This window comes from Thalassolituus sp. (assembly GCF_984348125.1).
Genome location: NZ_CFHJLR010000001.1, coordinates 212,380 through 230,000, shown reverse-complemented (window position 1 = coordinate 230,000; position 17,621 = coordinate 212,380). Strand labels below are relative to the sequence as shown.

The window sequence follows — 17,621 nt, the reverse complement described above, 5'->3', positions numbered from 1 at the left end:
CATTTATGCAGTCGCGCTGAGCAACGGCCGCATTTTCTTTTCAATTGCTTCCCGCGCTCGGAAAATTCGGGATCTTACTGTCCCTATCGGGCAATTCATTGCCTCTGCAATCTCTTCGTAACTGAGCCCTTCGAGCTCACGTAGGGTCACTGCACGACGTAATTCGTCTGGCAGATCTTCGATCGCATCAAATACGACCTTGCGCAGCTGATCTCTCTGAAGGAGACCATCCGGCGTCTCTACGTCTTTCATATTGGCCTCGTCTGCGAAATAAGCAGCGTCGTCGAGGTCAATGTCCTGAGTCGGCGTCTTACGACCACGACTGATCAGGTGATTCTTAGCGGTATTCACCGCAATCCGGTACATCCAGGTATAGAACTGGCTATCTCCGCGGAAAGAGGGTAGCGCCCGATACGCTTTGATAAATGCTTCCTGCGTCACATCCTGAGCTTCAGCATGATCGGAAACAAACCGACCTACCAAAGAAAGGATACGATGCTGGTACTTCACCACCAGCAGGTCGAATGCCCGCCGGTCACCCTTCTGAACCCGCGCGACCAATTGTTGGTCTGAAGCTGGTTGGTCGGTCATCTGGTTACCTGCATCTGTAGGTTGCTTCTCTGCAACATTAGTTGAACGAGTCACACCTTGCCCTCCGTTAGTGGCTGTATAAGTTCGGTGTGTCTCAGAGCAGATAGTTCATTATCTTGACACTTCGTGACATACACACCGATAGACCACCCAGAATTCGACGAGTTCCGTGACGAGCGAGTTTCTTTGTCAACGGGCCTCCGGCGATTTATAGTGCGGCCTGTTTGCCAGCGCCTGAGAGAAGGCTTAGCTGAGATTACCACCACTGGAGCCTGTGTGCATGAGCCAGACACTGACTTTTGATGTTTTGATTATAGGTAGCGGCGCCGCGGGCCTGACACTGGGCTTGTCGCTGCCCGAGCACCTGAAAGTCGCGATCATCAGTAAAGACTCCATGGATGCCGGTTCAACACGTTGGGCGCAGGGCGGCGTCGCTGCCGTACTCGACGAAGAGGACAGTGTCGACGCGCACGTTGCTGACACGCTCACAGCTGGCGCAGGATTGTGTAACGAAGCCGCCGTGCGCTTCACCGTCGGTAATTCTACAGAAGCTATACAATGGTTAATCGACCTCGGGGTTCCGTTTACCAAGGATGGCGAGGATCAGTTTCATCTGACCCGGGAAGGTGGGCACAGTGCGCGCCGGATTATCCACGCTGCCGATGCTACCGGCCATGCAATCTCTGATACGCTTCTGCAGAAGGCAGAAGAGAGAAAGAACCTTACTCTGTTGCATGATTACATCGCGGTTGATCTGATAACCGGGGACAAACTAGGGCTTGAACATCACGCCTGTATCGGCGGCTACTTTCTGAATAAGAAAACCGGCGAAGTCGATGCAGTCACCGCCAAAGCAACCGCGCTGGCTACGGGCGGTGCCAGCAAAGTCTATCTCTACACCAGCAACCCCGACGGTGCCTCAGGCGACGGCATTGCCATGGCATGGCGAGCGGGCTGCCGTGTTGCCAATATGGAGTTCAATCAGTTCCATCCCACCTGCCTCTATCACCCCCAGGCAGGTTCATTCCTGATCACCGAAGCCGTGCGCGGCGAAGGCGGCAAACTACTGCTGCCAAACGGTAAGCGTTTTATGGATAAATTCGATGAACGGGCCGAGCTGGCTCCCCGGGATATCGTCGCACGCGCTATCGACCATGAAATGAAACGCCTGGGCGCCGATTGCCTGTTTCTGGATATCTCGCATAAGCCCGCTGAGTTTATCCGCGAGCACTTCCCGACTATCTATGATCGCTGCCTGCAACTGGGTATTGATATCACGAAAGACCCTATTCCGGTTGTTCCCGCAGCTCACTATACCTGTGGCGGCGTAGTTTCTGACAATGCTGGGCGGACTGACATTGATCGCCTTTACGCCATCGGTGAAACCGCCTGTACCGGTCTGCATGGTGCAAACCGTCTGGCCAGCAACTCTTTGCTGGAATGTCTCGTGTACGCCCGGGCTGCTGCGGCAGATATTGAAGCTCAGATTGCTCAGATCCCTGCCCCCGACCCTGTTCCTCACTGGGATTCAAGCCAGGTCACAGATTCTGACGAAGACGTTGTGATCTCGCACAACTGGGATGAGCTGCGCCGCTTTATGTGGGACTACGTAGGCATTGTCCGTACGACCAAACGGCTGGTCAGAGCCAAGCACCGCGTAAAACTTCTGCGTCAGGAAATTCAGGAGTTTTACTCCAACCACAAAGTGACCAACGATCTGTTGGAGCTGCGTAACCTGGTTGACGTGGCCGACGTAATTATCCGCTCAGCACTGATGCGTAAAGAAAGCCGTGGACTGCATTACAGCCGGGACTACCCTGAGGCACTGCCGAGAGCATTTGATACCGTACTGATGTCCAAATACATCAGCGAACTGGGTAGCCTGTAATCTGAACCCTGGGCGTTCAGATACTGCCATACAACTCGTATTTAAGGTGGTTGAATGGCTCGCGACTCAGAAAACAGTCCGGCCTTATGATAAGCACCTGCCAGGGCCAGAACCCCCAAACCAGTACAATCAATTTTCGTCGACGAATACTGCCTGAATGAAAACTGACAGGGACTTTCGTATTGTCCCGTAACAGCCACCAGCCGTCGGTGTTTTTACCAATCAGGACAGGCTCACGCTTCGCCAGCAACGCCCGGACCGCGAGCGCCAGGGGAACAACGGCCAGCAACCCCAAGGTATAGATTGTCGAGCCCCAGAAAGCCGTTCCCAAAAGAGCAAAGACCAGCAATAACGTTGCTGACAGCCAGGTCAGGACTTCAACACGCTGCTGAAGCCCGGACGGCCGTATGATCCACTCAGCGCGGTTGGCGTGCAAACGCCAGTACCAGATCAACGATACGTTTCATGTCTGGATCTTCAGGCTCGACATGTTCCATAAACCAGGTGAAGAGATCCGGATCTTCCTTGTCGAGAAGGTTGCGGTACCGCAACTGATCATCGTCACTCAGCTGCGCATATTGTTGCTGAGCAAAAGGTAAGAGCAATACATCAAGCTCCAGCATGCCACGGCGACTATGCCAGATAGCCCGCTTTGCCTGAATTTCTTTTTCTTCAGTCATCTTCTGATTCACCTCTGTCAGGGGGACGCATTATAACAAAGGTCAGTACGAAGTCTCACACCAGCCCTTGAAATCACATACACTCTGCCTCCATATGCAGTAGTCCCTACCCCACCCGCAAGGAGTCATCATGTCTCAGACCATCGCCACATTCGGCCAGATCACCGATCAGGGATTTATTCCTGCTAACGGAAGCCCTACCCTAAGTGATCAGGGCGAGGCGAGAACCGTGCTCAGCCAGTTTACGCTGCTACAGATAGACGGGCCAGACAGTGAAAAATTCCTACAGGGGCAACTCACCTGCGACATGCAAAGTGTCACCAGCGAGCAGTGGCAGGCAGGCGCCTGTTGCGACGCAAAAGGGCGCATGATCGCTAACTTCATCGCTGCGCGATCCGACACCGGATTTATTTTACGGCTTCCTTCGTTTCAGGCAGAGGTTCTGGTGAATCACCTGAAAAAGTACGCCGTCTTTTTCAAAGCAACTATGAGTGTCACAGAGAATCTCAGAATCATTGGCGAATTGAACACCACTTCAGGCGACAAATCGGTGCGTCAGGGGGATGTACGCCAACTGAACTGGCCAGACGGTCGTTGCGAATATTGGGTGCCCGATGCACTGACCGACGATTACCTCAGCAATTATCCGCTTGTCTCTGAATCGGCCTGGCACGCGGCAGACGTAAGCTCAGGCTGGCTCTGGGTACAACCTTTATCATCCGCAGCCTGGATACCACAGTACTGCGACTGGCAGGCCCACGACGGCATCAGCTTCAGTAAGGGGTGCTATACCGGGCAGGAAGTGGTCGCTCGCCTGCAATACTTAGGGAAGAGTAAGCGTCACCTGTATCGGGTGGAACCAGCCACTGATCTTCCTGACATCATGGCGGATGTTCTCATCAATGGTAAAGCCAAAGGTGAGCTGGCCACCCGCGTATGCCGTGATGGCAAATTCATCGGTTTGGCCGTGGTAAGCAGTGACGAGGAAACACTCGAGGGCGAATGTGGGGACCGGAAAATCACTCTGCGCAGAGTCTTCTATACTGAAGACGAACGCGGATAAGCGAGCCCCAGACAAACAGGTGCACCGGCGTCCTCTGCGTTTCACCATTTAACATACGCAGAGGTACCCGCATGACTGGCCAACTGATCCAGCAGACCCGAGAAGATATCGAGGGAATGATTGCCAGAGACGAGCTGATTCTCCCAACACTGCCAGAAATTGCTCTGAAGGTGCGGGACATCGCTGAAGATGAAAATGCCAGCATTCAGGACATGGCCCGAGCCCTGACAAAAGACCCTGCATTAAGTGCAAGACTGCTGCGGGTTACCAACAGCCCCATGGTGAGAACTATGGTGCCCATCACGGATGTTACAACGGCGATCTCACGCCTGGGGATCGACTTTACCAGCAACCTGGTCGTCGGTATCGCCATGGAGCAGATGTTCCAGGCAACCAATGATGCCATCGACCGCCGCATGCGCGCATGCTGGTCACACGCAACAGAAATTGCTGCTTCGGCTCAGGTATTGGCGCGCCACTTCACTAAATTGCCTCCCGATCAGGCGCTCCTCGCAGGACTGGTTCATCAGATTGGTACACTGCCTTTACTATCCTACGCAGAACAATCCGGCACCCTCCTTCAGGATGGCCCTTCAATGGATCACGCCATTGCAGAACTGCATCAGGAGCTGGGTCAGAAAGTACTTCAATCCTGGGACTTTCCACCCGAACTGATCGCAGTGACTACCGACTACCTCAACTTCGAACGCGAACGTGACGAGCCTGACCTGATTGACCTGATTCAGGTCGCTACCCTGCAAAGCTACGCGGGCACCAATCACCCTCTGGCCAATACAGATACCAGCCAGGTGGGCGCTTTTGTGCGACTTGGTCTTGCAGCAGACACTGAAACTCTCGAGCTGGACGACATCGCGACTGAACAGTCAGAGACGCAGGCAGCCCTATCCTCCGGTTTTTGATCACGAACTCAGGCTGACATTGGGGTACACTGCCCCCATGACTACGATATTTGCTGCGCTCGTTCTTCTGCTTTCATTTGCCGGGATTCTGATCTGGCTGTTCAGTCTCGCCAAGCCCGGTCGACGGGCCGAACTCGCAGGAGCCGCAGACCGACTGAATATGAGCTTCGAGCCCTGGCGCATGCTGAGCACAGGCATTCGGCAAGCCGGATTTCAGATTCTGTCTACCGGCGACCCCCGCTACGTCCCCAACTATATCGAAGACGAAACTGTCCTACTGTTTGATTTCACTCGTCTGACCGGACGAGCACCCACCGTCCAAACACTGATCATTATGCCCTGTCCTATCAGTACAGACGCCCGACTCATGGTCAGCCCCTTGGCCCGGGAAAGCACCCACTGCTTTGACAAGGGTAAGCCCATTAGCCGGCTTGAGCATGAGGACCTACCCAACACTCTTGCCGAGCAGCCAATCTACGGACTTCCTGTTCACAAAATACGGCCGCTTCTGACCGAAAATGTCCAAAACTGGCTTTTGGCCCATCCGCACCTTCACATCGAATGGGCAGCTGGCATGCTCCTTGTCTGCCAGCCTGGCTATCAGATCGCTGGCGACGAACTGGAGGACGTCATCGACGACGTTCGTTCACTGGCAAACGCTTTAGCATCACACTGACCGGAGTACTCCTTTGTTCAATATTCTTCGAGCAACAACGCTTGTTGCTGCCGCTTACGTATTAATCGCGTGTACCGCAACACAGCAGGACTCGCTCTATCAGAAAGCTCTGGACCTGGGCGAATGGAAAGCCGGGCTGGATGAGCAAAAGTCTGACATTGCAGACATCGAGATGAATTATCTGATCCGCAAGGGCGATGGCCCTATCCTGATGCTGGTGCATGGCTTTTCTGCCAACAACAGTACCTGGTTACAATTTGCGGATAAGTTACCGGATAACTATTACCTGATCGCACCAGACCTCGCAGGTCATGGTAAATCGAGCGAGGCAGAAAGTTATGACCTGGAACGTCAGGCCGAACGCCTGAAGGCGCTGGCCGAACACCTCAACCTCGAGCCATTCCACATCGTCGGAAACTCCATGGGGGGTGCAATCAGTGCTATCTATGCGGCGCGCTTCCCTGAAGATGTTGCCAGCCTGATCCTGATAGATTCTGCTGGCCTCGACGGAGAGAATCAGAGCCAGTTTTTTGCCGAGCTGGAAGAAGGCCACAACCCTCTCATCGCGACAGATGAAGCGTCATTCGAGTACCGTATGGACCTTATTCTGGAAAAGCAGCCGCCGCTACCCTGGCCAATCCGACCGGCTCTGATTCGCGAAACCGTTGAGCGAGCAGAATTGAATAAAGTCATTTTCGCAGACATGCTGGCAACGCGTGAAAGGATGGATCAAGGCGAAATGAGCCGTATCATTTCCGAGAACGTCACCATGCCCGCTCTGATTATGTGGGGTGAAAAAGATCGAGTGCTGGATGTATCATCAGTGGCGGAATTCAAAAAAGTAATTCCACAGGCAGAAGTGAAAATCTATCCGGATCTTGGGCATGTACCCATGCTCGAAGATCCATCTGCCAGTGCAGAGACCATCACCCAATTCGTTAGCCGTATTGATTAACATCATTTGAATAGCGTCAAACGGGCCACTGTAGCGGATGCCAACTCTCTGTATAAACAAGCTGGCTACAGTGGTCGCGCAACCCCCACCGACTTACTGTATGGCGCCTATCGCGGCGATCAGTGTGTGTCAGTGACGCGACTGCAGGAATATAGCGATCAGTGGTTACTGCGGAATCTGTGCACCCTGCCATCTGAACGTCGGCAAGGGCTGGCGAGGACATTGTGCCGGTCTATTCTGATCGATGTAGAAAAAACGGTATGGCTATTCCCATTGCCGGGGTTACATGCCCTGTACGAGCAGGCAGGCTTCCGAGCGGTGCCTGATAATCAGGTTCCTGAAGCCCTGCAAAAAGTCTGGTTAGCCACCAAGAAAAAATACCCTCAGTCACAAGCGATGGTGGCTGAACCAACAGGAGATAAATAATGAACCGCCTCAACCGACTAATGAGTAATCTGGAACGGCTTCCTGCTGGATGGAGAGCTGGGGCACGCTCTTTTATTATTGGTAAAATTATCCCATTTGCAGGAACGGCTGGCTGTCGCGTTGAAACACTGACCAACAATGAGTGCATAGTAAAAATCAAAAAACGCCGCAAGGTTGGCAACCATATCGGAACCTTACACGCAGCAGCGATGGCACTGGCTGCTGAATCAGCGACCGGTTTCGTGACCGCCATGAACGTACCTGACAGCCGCGTTCTGGTCATCCGTAACATGAATCTTACCTATCTGAAGCGCACTAAAGGCGATCTGACTGCGACAGCAACCCTGAGTGATGCAGACCTGGAACGTTTAAAAACTGAAGAGAAAGGTGATATCAGCGTTCCGGTTGTGATCAAAGACAGCGAGGGCACTGAAAGCGTTACAGCAGAAATGATCTGGGCGTGGACACCCAAGCGTTAAAAGCAATTGACGCTTATCGCGCATTAAAAAGGGGAGCCAAGCGGCTCCCCTTTTTTAAGCTCGTTATTCAGTATTAACCAGCGTTGGCAATGTACTCCCGACGCTGCTGCTCGCTCTCAATATATTCCTGCCACTGATGAGCGACTTTCTCTGCCGCCGGATACGATGCAGCTTTAAAGAAAGTAATAGATGCAGACTCCAGTTCATCCAGATTGTACTGAGCAAGCCCTTTGATAATTAATGCCTGATAAGGTGCCTTCAGATCACCCGCGTTCAGCGCTTTATTACTGAATTCAAGTGACTTACTCCATTCCTGACGCTCAGTATAGATCTGCGCGAGCTTGAAATAATCGCGTCCTTCACCAGATGCATCCGCTGCCTGTGTCATCACAACAATCGCATTGTCGTATTCTTTAGCCAGCATCCAGGCATCGCCCAACAACGACAGGTTTCGCGCGCTTTTCTCGACGACATCAGCCTCCATGCCGGCTTCCAGCACATGCGCAGCTTTATACGGAATTTCTCGGCTCAGCAGTGCCTGAGCAAAATTCAGATATTCGGACTCTTTAGTAAAAAGCTTCTGATCATAAGCCGTTTCCAACGTCGCCAGCTCCTCGTCTTCGCGACCCAGCTCATTATAGACCGCAGCCAGTTGCATCCAGTATTCAGACTTCGAATAGGTCGCAACCAGTTTCTCAAGAGTGACTGCCAGGCCTTTATAGTCTTTCAGCTGGAACATCACCGCACGTTGCAACAGCAACCAGCTTTCGGTGACGCGAGACCCTGCTTCTTCGCGCATTGAAATCGCAGTCGCAATATCATCACCGGCCAGTTCATAATTCTCCTGCTGGTACTGGACCTGTGCGCGGAACATGTAAGCGTCTGCATTCACTTTGTCTGACTGTGACATCCACTCATTAATGGTCGCCAGAGATTCTGCATAACGCTCCTGCAACATGTACAGTTTTGCCAGCGTGTAACGGGTCGTCTGCTTCAGACTGTCTGGCGCGTTGTCGATTTCAATTACTTTTGCGTACTCAGGGATGGCCGCAGCGTAATTTTCCTGAGTCGAGTAAACGTAGGCATACATATTGTGCGTCATCGCACGCTCGTATGAATTACGCTTCCGCTTTTCTAATCGTTCGAGTGTCTGCAAGGCTTCGTCAAAGTTACCGGCATCAGCGGCCTGCTGCGCTTCTTCGAGCTTCTCAAATACGATCTCACGCAGCGTCATAGTTCTGCGCACGCGAGGGCCTGCTGAGGCTTCTTCCTGCGAATTTTCTGCGCTTTCTTCAGCGGCGGATACAGACTGCACGGCCAGGAGGGGGACGCCCCCTAACAATGCACTCATTACTAATGCTATCGGTAACTTTCTCATAAAACACTCACTCCAGTTTTATACGTTACTTATCCAGCTCGAAGCGGATAATGTTACGAACCCCGGGTACATCTACTGCACTTCCCTCAACTACCTGGGGTTTATATTTAAATTTCTTAACTGCATCCAACGCAGCCTTATCGAATACACCTGGAGGCTCAGCTTCGAGCACTACCGGATTGGTCACTGTACCCAGTGAGGTCACGGTAAACTCGACAACAACATAGCCTTCTATTCCGCGCTGGGCAGCACGGCGAGGGTAAGTCGGGGCCACCTTAACAATCGGCATAAACTCACCGTCACTGCCTGCGCCACTCAAACCTGCATCCAGAGCAAGATCTGCAGAGATATCCAGCGCCCCAAGTGCTAAATCAGCCGCATTCTGAGAATTAAACTCAGGCTTCACCATGTCTGGCTGTGGCGGCTCCTGCGGCGGTGCAGGTGGCTTTTCAGGCTGACGATCTTTCGTCTGTACTTCATCGTCTGGCTCATTCATTACAAAGCTCTGAATACGGCCATAATCAGTCGGCATGGTGACTGAGCCACCAGTACTGATGAGGCTCTGCATCATCCAGAAGACAGCGATGGTGGCGACGAATGCGACAGCAAGGGCGCCACCAAAACGGACAACAACCGGCATCTTACATCGCCTCTGTAGCCAGTGAGACGTCATAGACTCCGGCCTGACGTGCAGCATCCATCACTGCCACCAGCTTACGGGTCTTCGCTTCTTCATCCGCCTGGATCACAACGGTTCCCTGCGGATTTTCAGCATGCAGACGCTCGATATTTGCGCGAACCTGACTCTCATCAACGCGGCGTTTATTAATCCAGATCTCGTCATTTTCATTAATGGCGATCAGAATGTTTGCGCGTGGCTTCGCCTGCGCGGTACTCGCATCAGGACGATTAACTTCAATACCTGATTCTTTAACGAACGACGCGGTCACGATAAAGAAGATCAGCATAATAAATACAACGTCCAGCATCGGGGTGATATCAATCTCGCCCTCGGCTTCTACTTGCTGACTGGCAGAAAAACTGCGTCTCATAATCTTTTTCCCGAATTAATGATCAAAGGTCAGACGATCTTCGATACGGATTTTTTCTCGTTTGATGTATCGCTCAAGCATCGACTGAGCGAACACTCCCGTCAGGGCACCTACCATTCCAGCCATGGTTGGAATCGTGGCTTTAGAAATACCGGAAGCCATTGCTTTAGGGCTGCCGTTGCCAAAAAATGCCATAACGTCAAATACTTCAATCATGCCGGTAACCGTACCGAGCAGACCAAACAGAGGCGCCATGCCGATCAGCATTTTGATCGTGGTCATGTTCGCTTCGAGGTCTGAGCGTAGAGAGGCAATCAGGTCTTCACGAATCTGATGTGCTGCCCAGGATTTACGCTCGGTACGAGCTTCCCATTCATTCACCGCACGCTGCATCGCGTTGCGGTGAGAAAATGCGAAGTACCCGGCACGCTCCAGTACAAACAACCAGAGCAGCAGAATCAGTCCGAAGATGGCGTAGAGGACGTCGCCTCCACGCTCCATGAACAGATATACCGGTTCGTATACTTCACCAAACATCATGATCAGGCTGCTTTCGCTTGTTGCTGTTCAGACTGGCGAGCCAGAATACCGGTGGCGCGCTCTTCCAGAATCATGATCAGTGCACGGCTACGGTTGTTGGTCAGGGTGTGCAGGAAGACACATGGAATCGCTGCAACGAGACCCAATACCGTAGTCACCAGCGCCTGAGAAATACCACCGGCCATCAGCTTCGGGTCACCTGTACCGAACAGCGACATGGTTTCGAACACATCGATCATGCCGGTCACCGTACCCAGAAGACCGAGCAGCGGAGCAACCACAGAGATGATTTTGATCCAGCCGATACCGCGTGTCAGACGTGGAATTTCTGCGGCAATGGCTTCACCCAAATGCAACTCGAGGGTTTCGGTGTCGCTCTTCTTATTTGCATTAAATACAGCCATCACACGACCAAGCGCATTCTTTTCATCAACAGTTTCAGTTTTCATCTGCTTGTTGATACGACCCGCTTCGATGTTAAGAACAATCATGCGCCAGATAGCCAGCAGAATACCTACGGCACCCAGTGCAAGAATGATGTAACCAACCACACCACCCTGATCGACACGGTCACCCAGTTCTGGGGACTGGCCCATAATTTTCAGTAACTGACCACGTGAAGGGTCAATCCAGAAACCGGTCAATTCACTTCCACTCGCAGATTCGAGAGCTGTAATTCCATCGGTGTAACGTGCACCCGGCTGCTTATCCATCTCAATCAGTCGCGCTGATTCAATGTCCCAGTTCAGGTACTTACCGTCAGAAACCGCGTTGAATCCACCGATACGAACAACCTGCTGCTGAGTGGTTTCACCACTTGGCGTCACAACATCCGCGCTGTAGCTTGCAATGCGGCCGCTATAAGTCGCTTCACGCTGCATCTCAAACCAGAGGCGCTCAAGCTGCTCAATGGATGGCAGTTCAGAGGTGGCGCCTGCAACACGGATAAGGTCGGTCAAAAATGCTTCACGACCTGGCAGTTCAGAGCTGATAACAGAGCCTTCGAAAACACTCTTGGTATCGCCAGCAACCTGCTGCAGCACACCGAAGAGTTCTTTCAGGCTACCCAGACGATCATTTAACTGCGCTTGCTTTTCGGCAACGATCAGTTCGTTATCACGGAACTGCTCTTCTTTATCAGCACTCAGTGCTTCAAGACGATCGCGCTCAGCCATCGCATCACGAACCAGCTGTTCCTGCTTCGCTTTTGAGCCCTGAAATTCAGCAATACGCTGTTCGAAAGCTGCGTTATCACGCGCCTGACCTTCTTTTACCAGGTTCAGGAGCTGATCAAGGTTTGCTGTCTCAGCAACAGATACCATCGGCATCGCCAGTGCAAACACACCGCTTAAAATTACATTACGGAGTTTCATCAGTTCGCCTCCTGTTGAGCCATCATAGGAGCAGCCACCGGAACTTTAATCAGGTCTGGCGCAGCCTGTTCACGAGCAATACGGATGCCCGCCATCACTTTGCTCTTATACTCTGGCGCCAGAGGCTGCCAGCTGTTGGTATTCGTATTCCAGATACCCAACTCCTGTCCGTCCAGAGACTGGTACACCAGAGCGATACGACCAATACGCAGGAAGTCGACTTCACGTGGGGTTTCGCCTTCCAGCTCACCACGGTATGACTCGATAGTACGGCCGTATTCGATCTCTGCCTGATAGGCCTCCATCACCTTGCGATACTTCTCAGCCGCGGTAACGTCAGAACGCCCCATCAGGTCATTCAGTTTGGAAACACGCGCCATGCGCTCTTCTTTCAGGAAAGGTACATCTGCTGCCACAAACTGATTAACAGCATCAATCATGCGTAGCATCAGAGGAGTGATCTGGCGTTCAACCAGCGCTGCCTGACTCATGCTTTTATCGATACTTGCCAGGTCTTTTGCCTGAGCGTCCAGCTGACGATCCAGCTGAGAGATATAGACATTCAGGCCTTCGATTTCTTTCATCAGTGCACGGTAATCACGCTCGGTAGCACGAATGTCTTTGTCGATAGAATCGATGGTCTGCTGAGAAGCCTGTGCCTGCTCTACACGCTCGACACCCTGCTCAACTGCGTCATCCAGCGTTGCAGCGGAGGCGACGCCTGTAAAACTCATACCAGCAATAGCGATAGCGCTCAGAAGGCGCGACGCCTGGCGTTTGGTTGTTGCCATGTTAAATACCCAATTAAAAAGAATGGCCGGAAACCGGCGTTTCTGAATTCGCGAGAAGAATACGAAGAAAAGATGACAATTCTGTGACATTGCAGAATTGCTACAAGAAAATTACATATCGCTGTCGTATAACGAAAAACGGCACCCGAAGGTGCCGTTTATCTCGCAAGAATAAGTGACTTATTCTTCAGTTTCGAAGGCTGCTGGGATTACGTCAGCTGCCCATGCCCACCAAGCGCTTTCTGCAGCAGTAACAGTCGGGTCAACCGCACCGATGTAGTCAGTTTCTTCAAAGAAGCCTGTAGAAGCATTTGCGCTAGTCGCTGTGCTTGCAGTTACTGAACCATTGCCACCGGTTACTTCAAAAGCATTACCCAGAGCAACGTTGTCGGAAGTTGAGCTTGCTCCCCAACCAGTGATCTGACCTTCTGTAGCGCTATTTTCCAGACGCAGAGTATCTTCTGCATCCATACCTGTATATTCAACCAGAGAGTCGGTCAATACAACAGTTGTCTCTGTATCAGCGATACGGAATGCTTTGGCATAGTTATCGGCAGCAATCTTAGTCAGAGTGCCGTAGGTACCTACCTTCGCACGCATCAGGTATGCAGAACCTTCAGAAGCAGTCTGGAAAGTGATGTTTGAAAGAGTAGGATTAGAAACTGGCTCAGCTGTGTTGCTCAGACCAGCATTATCCGCTTCGATACCATTGTCACCCGCATTGGTTACGCCCTGGCGAACAAGAGAGAACTGAATGTTACCGCGATAGCCGTCATCCCAGTCGATTGACTCATCACCATTGTCGACCAGAATCAGGTGTTTAACATTTACTGAACCACCGAAGAACTCGATGCCATCATCGTAATTGTTATAAACCATAACGTTTTCTACAGTTGTGCCGTAGCCCACTGAGTGCATAGTGATACCGTTAATTTCACTATCAGCAACAACTTCGTAACCTCCTTCAGCAACGATCAGGTAAGAAATAGAACCGCTGTTGTCAGCATCGTCGTTACCGCCATGGAAACCGGTATCAGCTTCGTCAGCTGTATTACAGATTTCTTCTGGAGTCGCTGCATATTCATTCGCACACTGGTTATTCTTAGCGAAACCCTGAACTACCAGACCGCCCCACTCTTTATTGCCTTCGTAGTTGTCATCAATAGAAGACATAACGATTGGCGCTTCTGCAGTACCGTTGGCATTGATCTTAGAGCCACGAGAGATGATCAGAGTACCCTTAGAGGTCGAGCGGAAAGCAACACCTGGGTCAATAGTCAGAGTTACTTCACTTGGAGCATCGTAGGAAGTCAGTTCGCCTGCACCATCACCAACAGTAACGTAGTCAGTCATGCTGTACACATAGTCGGTAGTCAGTGTTGCGTCAGTCAGAATGCTGCCACTGAGCAGACATACTGGCATATCCACACCATCAACGGAGTAAGTAGTATCCAGTTCTTTACCAACACCAACGCTACAAGTGTTATCAGTAACAGTAGGCGTAGTTGGTGTAGTTGTATTATTTGATGAAGAGCTGTCGCCGCCACACGCTGTCAGCATAGCTGCAGAAACAGCAGTCATAGCAACAAGAAGTTTTTTAAGTTCCATGGTAATTCCTTGGTTAGTTAATCTGGTTAAGAACTTGACGAGACACATGCTATGGCCACTGTGTGACACTTTTATGAAAGATAAAAAAAATCCCGCCGAATGCGGGATTTTTTATAAAACGCTTTATCAGAAAACCAACGAAATACCGGCAGAGACCTCACGCCCTTTACGATAGGAGCGATAGTTTTCACCTTTTTGTGTGAGACTGACGGGCTCATCTGTAATGTTCTTCAAAGCCACTTTAAACGTAAGATCCGGTACAATTTCTGTTGAATAGTTCGCACTTAACTCGCCTCTCGGATCTTCCATAATATCCGGTGAATTGCTATTGGCCTGAGTTGCTGAGTACAGTAGCTCACCATGATAGTTATACACCAGTGTGAATTTCTGTTGACTGTCGTAATCATCAAGCCCTATCTGAACATTCGCCAGACTATCGGGCTGCCCTTGCATAGCTCGTGAGCGAAATGCAATATCTACTTCAGAATCAATTAAAGATAGATTTCCCGAAACAAACATTAAGTAACTGCTGAGATCAAATTCCGACCTGAAGTCGATTTCGACACCATTGATGGTACCAGTATCCCCATTACGGTATGAGAATACCGATCCACCGGTCAGTAATGTCTTTTCGATTGGCTTGTCAAAGTTCTTGGTAAAATAAGCGAGGCTAATGCTTTCATTTTCACTCATGTACCATTCAGCACGAACATCGATATTGGTAATCTCCGCACTTTCAAGCAGAGGGTAGCCTCGTATATTGTCGCCAGTATCGGGGTCGACGTACTGCGCATTAGCGAGTTCACGAAAATCTGGACGGTTAATAGTCTGATACCAGGCACCTCTAAGCTGAACACTCTCGCCAAGAAAAACTGTTAAACCAGCTGATGGATACACATTAGAGTCAGAGATTTCTGCATAAATGGGGTTACTTTGATCCTGAGCACTAGACTCGTACGTTTGTACTGAAATATCAGAGGACTCGCTACGAAGTCCCGCATTGACCCGGAAGACTTCAAGGCGTTCATACTCGATACCACCAAACAGAGCCGTCATATCCCATGAGGCATTATAGTCTGCCGAACCTGCGGTCTGATTGAGAAGGCTAAGCTCATCGGCGGCGATGGTTTCGGTTACGATCTGATCGATATCGAAATTGTTAATATAGTCACCCGCCAGACCACTGTTTGCATCGTAGCCAAGCGTCGTGCCATCAGCTTCACGCTCACGGGTAAAAGCTGAGAAGCCATAGTCTGCTGTCAGGTAATTTGTGGACGACTCGAAAAGAGAAGAGTCGAAACTGACACTATAATCTGTGATCGAATCAGAAAGCGTATTGTACTCTCGCTTTACCTCACTCCAATAAAGGTAATAGTCATCCAGCCCCTCATCAAAAGCAGGAATTTCATAGGTATACCGACGCCGATCCGGGTTATCCAATTCAGCCTCAGAAAAACTTATCTGCCATTGCGCTGTCGTTTTTAGGAAACGATCAAAATAGTGTTCGCCTGTGAACTGCTGCATGAACAGCTGGCGCTCCAACCAGTCCATATTGTATAGAATTCCCTCACGATCCTGGTCTCCACCTGTCCCACGTTTAACACTGGTTTCCGAGTGGGTCTGACGAAGCAATAAGGTATTACTGGTGACTTCATGTATGCCCGAGAGCATTCCTAAACTCAGTCCAAACCCAAGATTCACGTCGTTAGTTGTCCGTGTTTCATCGTATGAGTCATCAACGTTGAGCTCGCCATCCTCTCCAAGCAGGTTGGTATCGGACTCTCTTTCCTGAACTTGCCATTCGTTAGAGAATTTGACAGATGCCTGGTAACCGTATGCAGTATTACCGTTGTCGTAAAATGTATCCCCCATAGATAGCTCTGCAGAAATATCAGGTAGGACGTTTCGTTCTTCTGTATTCAGATTGTCAGGCAACTCTGCAACCAGGTTCTTACCAAGTTCAGGATTAAAAAGCAGGCTCTCACTACTGAACTCTTTAGCATCCTGATTCAGCGCTCTATCGCCATCTGCACCGAAGCCGAAAAAGTCTCCACCTTCTTCCTGCATAAATTCCTGCTCAGTAAAGGTAGCACTATCGTTATACCCCAAAGACAGAGACAGCTTCCCTTCAAATTCCAGAGGGAACTTTTTAGTACTCAAAGAGACTGTGCTACCCGTTGAATCTGCATATACATCCGGAGTGGCCGTTTTCTGAACGTCGATTCCATCAATCACACTGGACGGAAATAGATCGAGAGGTACGACCCGACGGGATGGGTCAGGACTCGGCAATGAGGCACCATTCAGTAGAATCGATGTATGACGTTCATTCAGGCCACGAGCGACGACGTATTTACCATCTGCAATGGTCACGCCCGCCACACGCTTCAACGCAGAAGCCGCGTTAGAATCACCAAAGCGAGACATCTGTTCGCCGCCAATCGAATCCAGGACCGCGCTGGCATCACGTTCCTGACTGGTTGCAGAGTCTGCGACATAAGTACCAACCGCAACAACCTCTTCGATGACGCCATTCCCGGACATTCCGACCTCAACATTCAGGTCAACCGGTACGCCAGGCATGCTATTAACGTTAAGTTCAGCTCTCTGATAGCTTGGATGAGCAACAGTCAGGGTGTAGTTACCGCGCGGTAATTCGAGTGAGAAATTGCCATCGTCGTCAGTAATCACACCAAGTTCTGTACCTGCCGCAGATACCCGTGCACCTGAAACGGGGCCACCTGTTTCGTTGGATATCAACTGACCTTTGATTACACCGCCAGCGGCGTCAGACGAACTGGTTTCAGCAATGGCTTCGCCACCTAAAATCTCGACAAATACATCTTTTGAAGAGTCGTCATTTTCGAGGGTGAAATCAGCCTCTCCTACCCAGGCACCGTATTGCGACAATTCAGCGGTGTAACTGTCAGCAGGCAGTTCAAAGGTAACAAAGCCCTGAGGATTGACTATCCGGCGCTGGCCATTAACAGAAACGGATACGGCGTCAGCCGCGCCGCCATCTTCAGAGATGTAAAAGACAACTTCTGCTGCATGCGCTGTCGCGAAGCAGAAACTACTGGTGATCGCGGCCGTACTGATGAGGCGCTTAAAACTCATGATTCCCCCGGTAATTACTGGGGGCGCACGCCCCCGAGAATGAAACGGAGGCGAATTTACTACAGCTTCATGACGGATTTGTTA

18 protein-coding genes are annotated in these 17,621 nt (G+C 50.9%); 7 read left to right on the top strand and 11 right to left on the bottom strand.

All coding sequences use genetic code 11. From position 1 onward, the window contains the following. Positions 1-3: 3 nt before the first annotated feature. Positions 4-591, bottom strand: a complete 588-nt coding sequence (rpoE, locus tag AC5E51_RS01020) for an RNA polymerase sigma factor RpoE (RefSeq protein WP_068440813.1) — start codon at positions 589-591, stop codon at positions 4-6. A 280-nt stretch (positions 592-871) separates the two neighbouring features. Here rpoE and nadB point away from each other — a divergent pair, with 280 nt between their 5' ends. Beyond that, positions 872-2,479, top strand: a complete 1,608-nt coding sequence (gene nadB, locus AC5E51_RS01015; protein ID WP_068440736.1) for an L-aspartate oxidase — start codon at positions 872-874, stop codon at positions 2,477-2,479. Between the two features lie 16 nt (positions 2,480-2,495). Here the strand turns inward: nadB and AC5E51_RS01010 are convergent, their stop codons facing one another. Together AC5E51_RS01010 and AC5E51_RS01005 are read right to left on the bottom strand one after the other, a co-directional pair. Beyond that, a complete protein-coding gene (locus AC5E51_RS01010; RefSeq protein ID WP_068440740.1) occupies positions 2,496-2,915 on the bottom strand; it encodes a hypothetical protein in 420 nt (139 codons plus the stop codon). After that, complete coding sequence (locus AC5E51_RS01005) at positions 2,896-3,159, bottom strand: FAD assembly factor SdhE (protein ID WP_491777969.1); 264 nt, start codon at positions 3,157-3,159, stop codon at positions 2,896-2,898. The genes AC5E51_RS01010 and AC5E51_RS01005 overlap by 20 nt, the downstream gene beginning before the upstream one ends. Positions 3,160-3,289: 130 nt before the next feature. Between AC5E51_RS01005 and ygfZ the strand changes: the two genes are divergently transcribed. The 6 genes from ygfZ to AC5E51_RS00975 all read left to right on the top strand — a co-directional run bounded on the left by ygfZ (position 3,290) and on the right by AC5E51_RS00975 (position 7,678). After that, positions 3,290-4,222, top strand: coding sequence for a CAF17-like 4Fe-4S cluster assembly/insertion protein YgfZ (gene ygfZ, locus AC5E51_RS01000; RefSeq protein ID WP_488045856.1), 933 nt, complete (start codon positions 3,290-3,292; stop codon positions 4,220-4,222). A gap of 71 nt (positions 4,223-4,293) precedes the next feature. Next, positions 4,294-5,142 carry an HDOD domain-containing protein gene (locus tag AC5E51_RS00995; RefSeq protein WP_491777968.1) on the top strand — a complete coding sequence of 283 codons (849 nt, stop codon included), beginning with the start codon at positions 4,294-4,296 and terminating at the stop codon, positions 5,140-5,142. Between the two features lie 37 nt (positions 5,143-5,179). After that, positions 5,180-5,818: a hypothetical protein gene (locus tag AC5E51_RS00990; RefSeq protein ID WP_068440754.1), complete on the top strand. Its 639-nt coding sequence runs from the start codon at positions 5,180-5,182 to the stop codon at positions 5,816-5,818. A 13-nt stretch (positions 5,819-5,831) separates the two neighbouring features. Next, a complete protein-coding gene (locus AC5E51_RS00985; RefSeq protein ID WP_491777967.1) occupies positions 5,832-6,773 on the top strand; it encodes an alpha/beta fold hydrolase in 942 nt (313 codons plus the stop codon). Positions 6,774-6,779: 6 nt separating this feature from the next. Further along, complete coding sequence (locus AC5E51_RS00980) at positions 6,780-7,199, top strand: GNAT family N-acetyltransferase (protein WP_491777966.1); 420 nt, start codon at positions 6,780-6,782, stop codon at positions 7,197-7,199. Beyond that, positions 7,199-7,678 carry a DUF4442 domain-containing protein gene (locus AC5E51_RS00975; RefSeq protein ID WP_491777965.1) on the top strand — a complete coding sequence of 160 codons (480 nt, stop codon included), beginning with the start codon at positions 7,199-7,201 and terminating at the stop codon, positions 7,676-7,678. Before AC5E51_RS00980 ends, AC5E51_RS00975 begins: the two co-directional genes overlap by 1 nt. Positions 7,679-7,751: 73 nt before the next feature. On the opposite strand, the gene AC5E51_RS00970 is transcribed toward AC5E51_RS00975, so the two are convergent. From AC5E51_RS00970 to AC5E51_RS00935, 8 genes are all read right to left on the bottom strand, one after another. Beyond that, complete coding sequence (locus tag AC5E51_RS00970) at positions 7,752-9,056, bottom strand: tetratricopeptide repeat protein (protein ID WP_297533246.1); 1,305 nt, start codon at positions 9,054-9,056, stop codon at positions 7,752-7,754. Positions 9,057-9,081: 25 nt separating this feature from the next. After that, positions 9,082-9,696, bottom strand: a complete 615-nt coding sequence (locus AC5E51_RS00965; protein WP_068440768.1) for an energy transducer TonB — start codon at positions 9,694-9,696, stop codon at positions 9,082-9,084. 1 nt (position 9,697) lies between these two features. Beyond that, the gene (locus tag AC5E51_RS00960) at positions 9,698-10,108 is read right to left on the bottom strand and encodes an ExbD/TolR family protein (RefSeq protein WP_068435124.1); all 411 of its coding nucleotides are present in this window, start codon (positions 10,106-10,108) and stop codon (positions 9,698-9,700) included. Positions 10,109-10,123: 15 nt separating this feature from the next. Then, a complete protein-coding gene (locus AC5E51_RS00955) occupies positions 10,124-10,648 on the bottom strand; it encodes a MotA/TolQ/ExbB proton channel family protein (protein WP_245820019.1) in 525 nt (174 codons plus the stop codon). 2 nt (positions 10,649-10,650) lie between these two features. Continuing rightward, complete coding sequence (locus AC5E51_RS00950; protein WP_297533247.1) at positions 10,651-12,021, bottom strand: MotA/TolQ/ExbB proton channel family protein; 1,371 nt, start codon at positions 12,019-12,021, stop codon at positions 10,651-10,653. Next, complete coding sequence (locus tag AC5E51_RS00945) at positions 12,021-12,812, bottom strand: DUF3450 domain-containing protein (protein WP_491777964.1); 792 nt, start codon at positions 12,810-12,812, stop codon at positions 12,021-12,023. The genes AC5E51_RS00950 and AC5E51_RS00945 overlap by 1 nt, the downstream gene beginning before the upstream one ends. A gap of 180 nt (positions 12,813-12,992) precedes the next feature. Beyond that, a complete protein-coding gene (locus tag AC5E51_RS00940; protein ID WP_076513776.1) occupies positions 12,993-14,420 on the bottom strand; it encodes a beta-helix domain-containing protein in 1,428 nt (475 codons plus the stop codon). Between the two features lie 126 nt (positions 14,421-14,546). Next, positions 14,547-17,537 carry a TonB-dependent receptor gene (locus tag AC5E51_RS00935; RefSeq protein WP_301376992.1) on the bottom strand — a complete coding sequence of 997 codons (2,991 nt, stop codon included), beginning with the start codon at positions 17,535-17,537 and terminating at the stop codon, positions 14,547-14,549. Between the last annotated feature and the right edge of the window lie 84 nt (positions 17,538-17,621).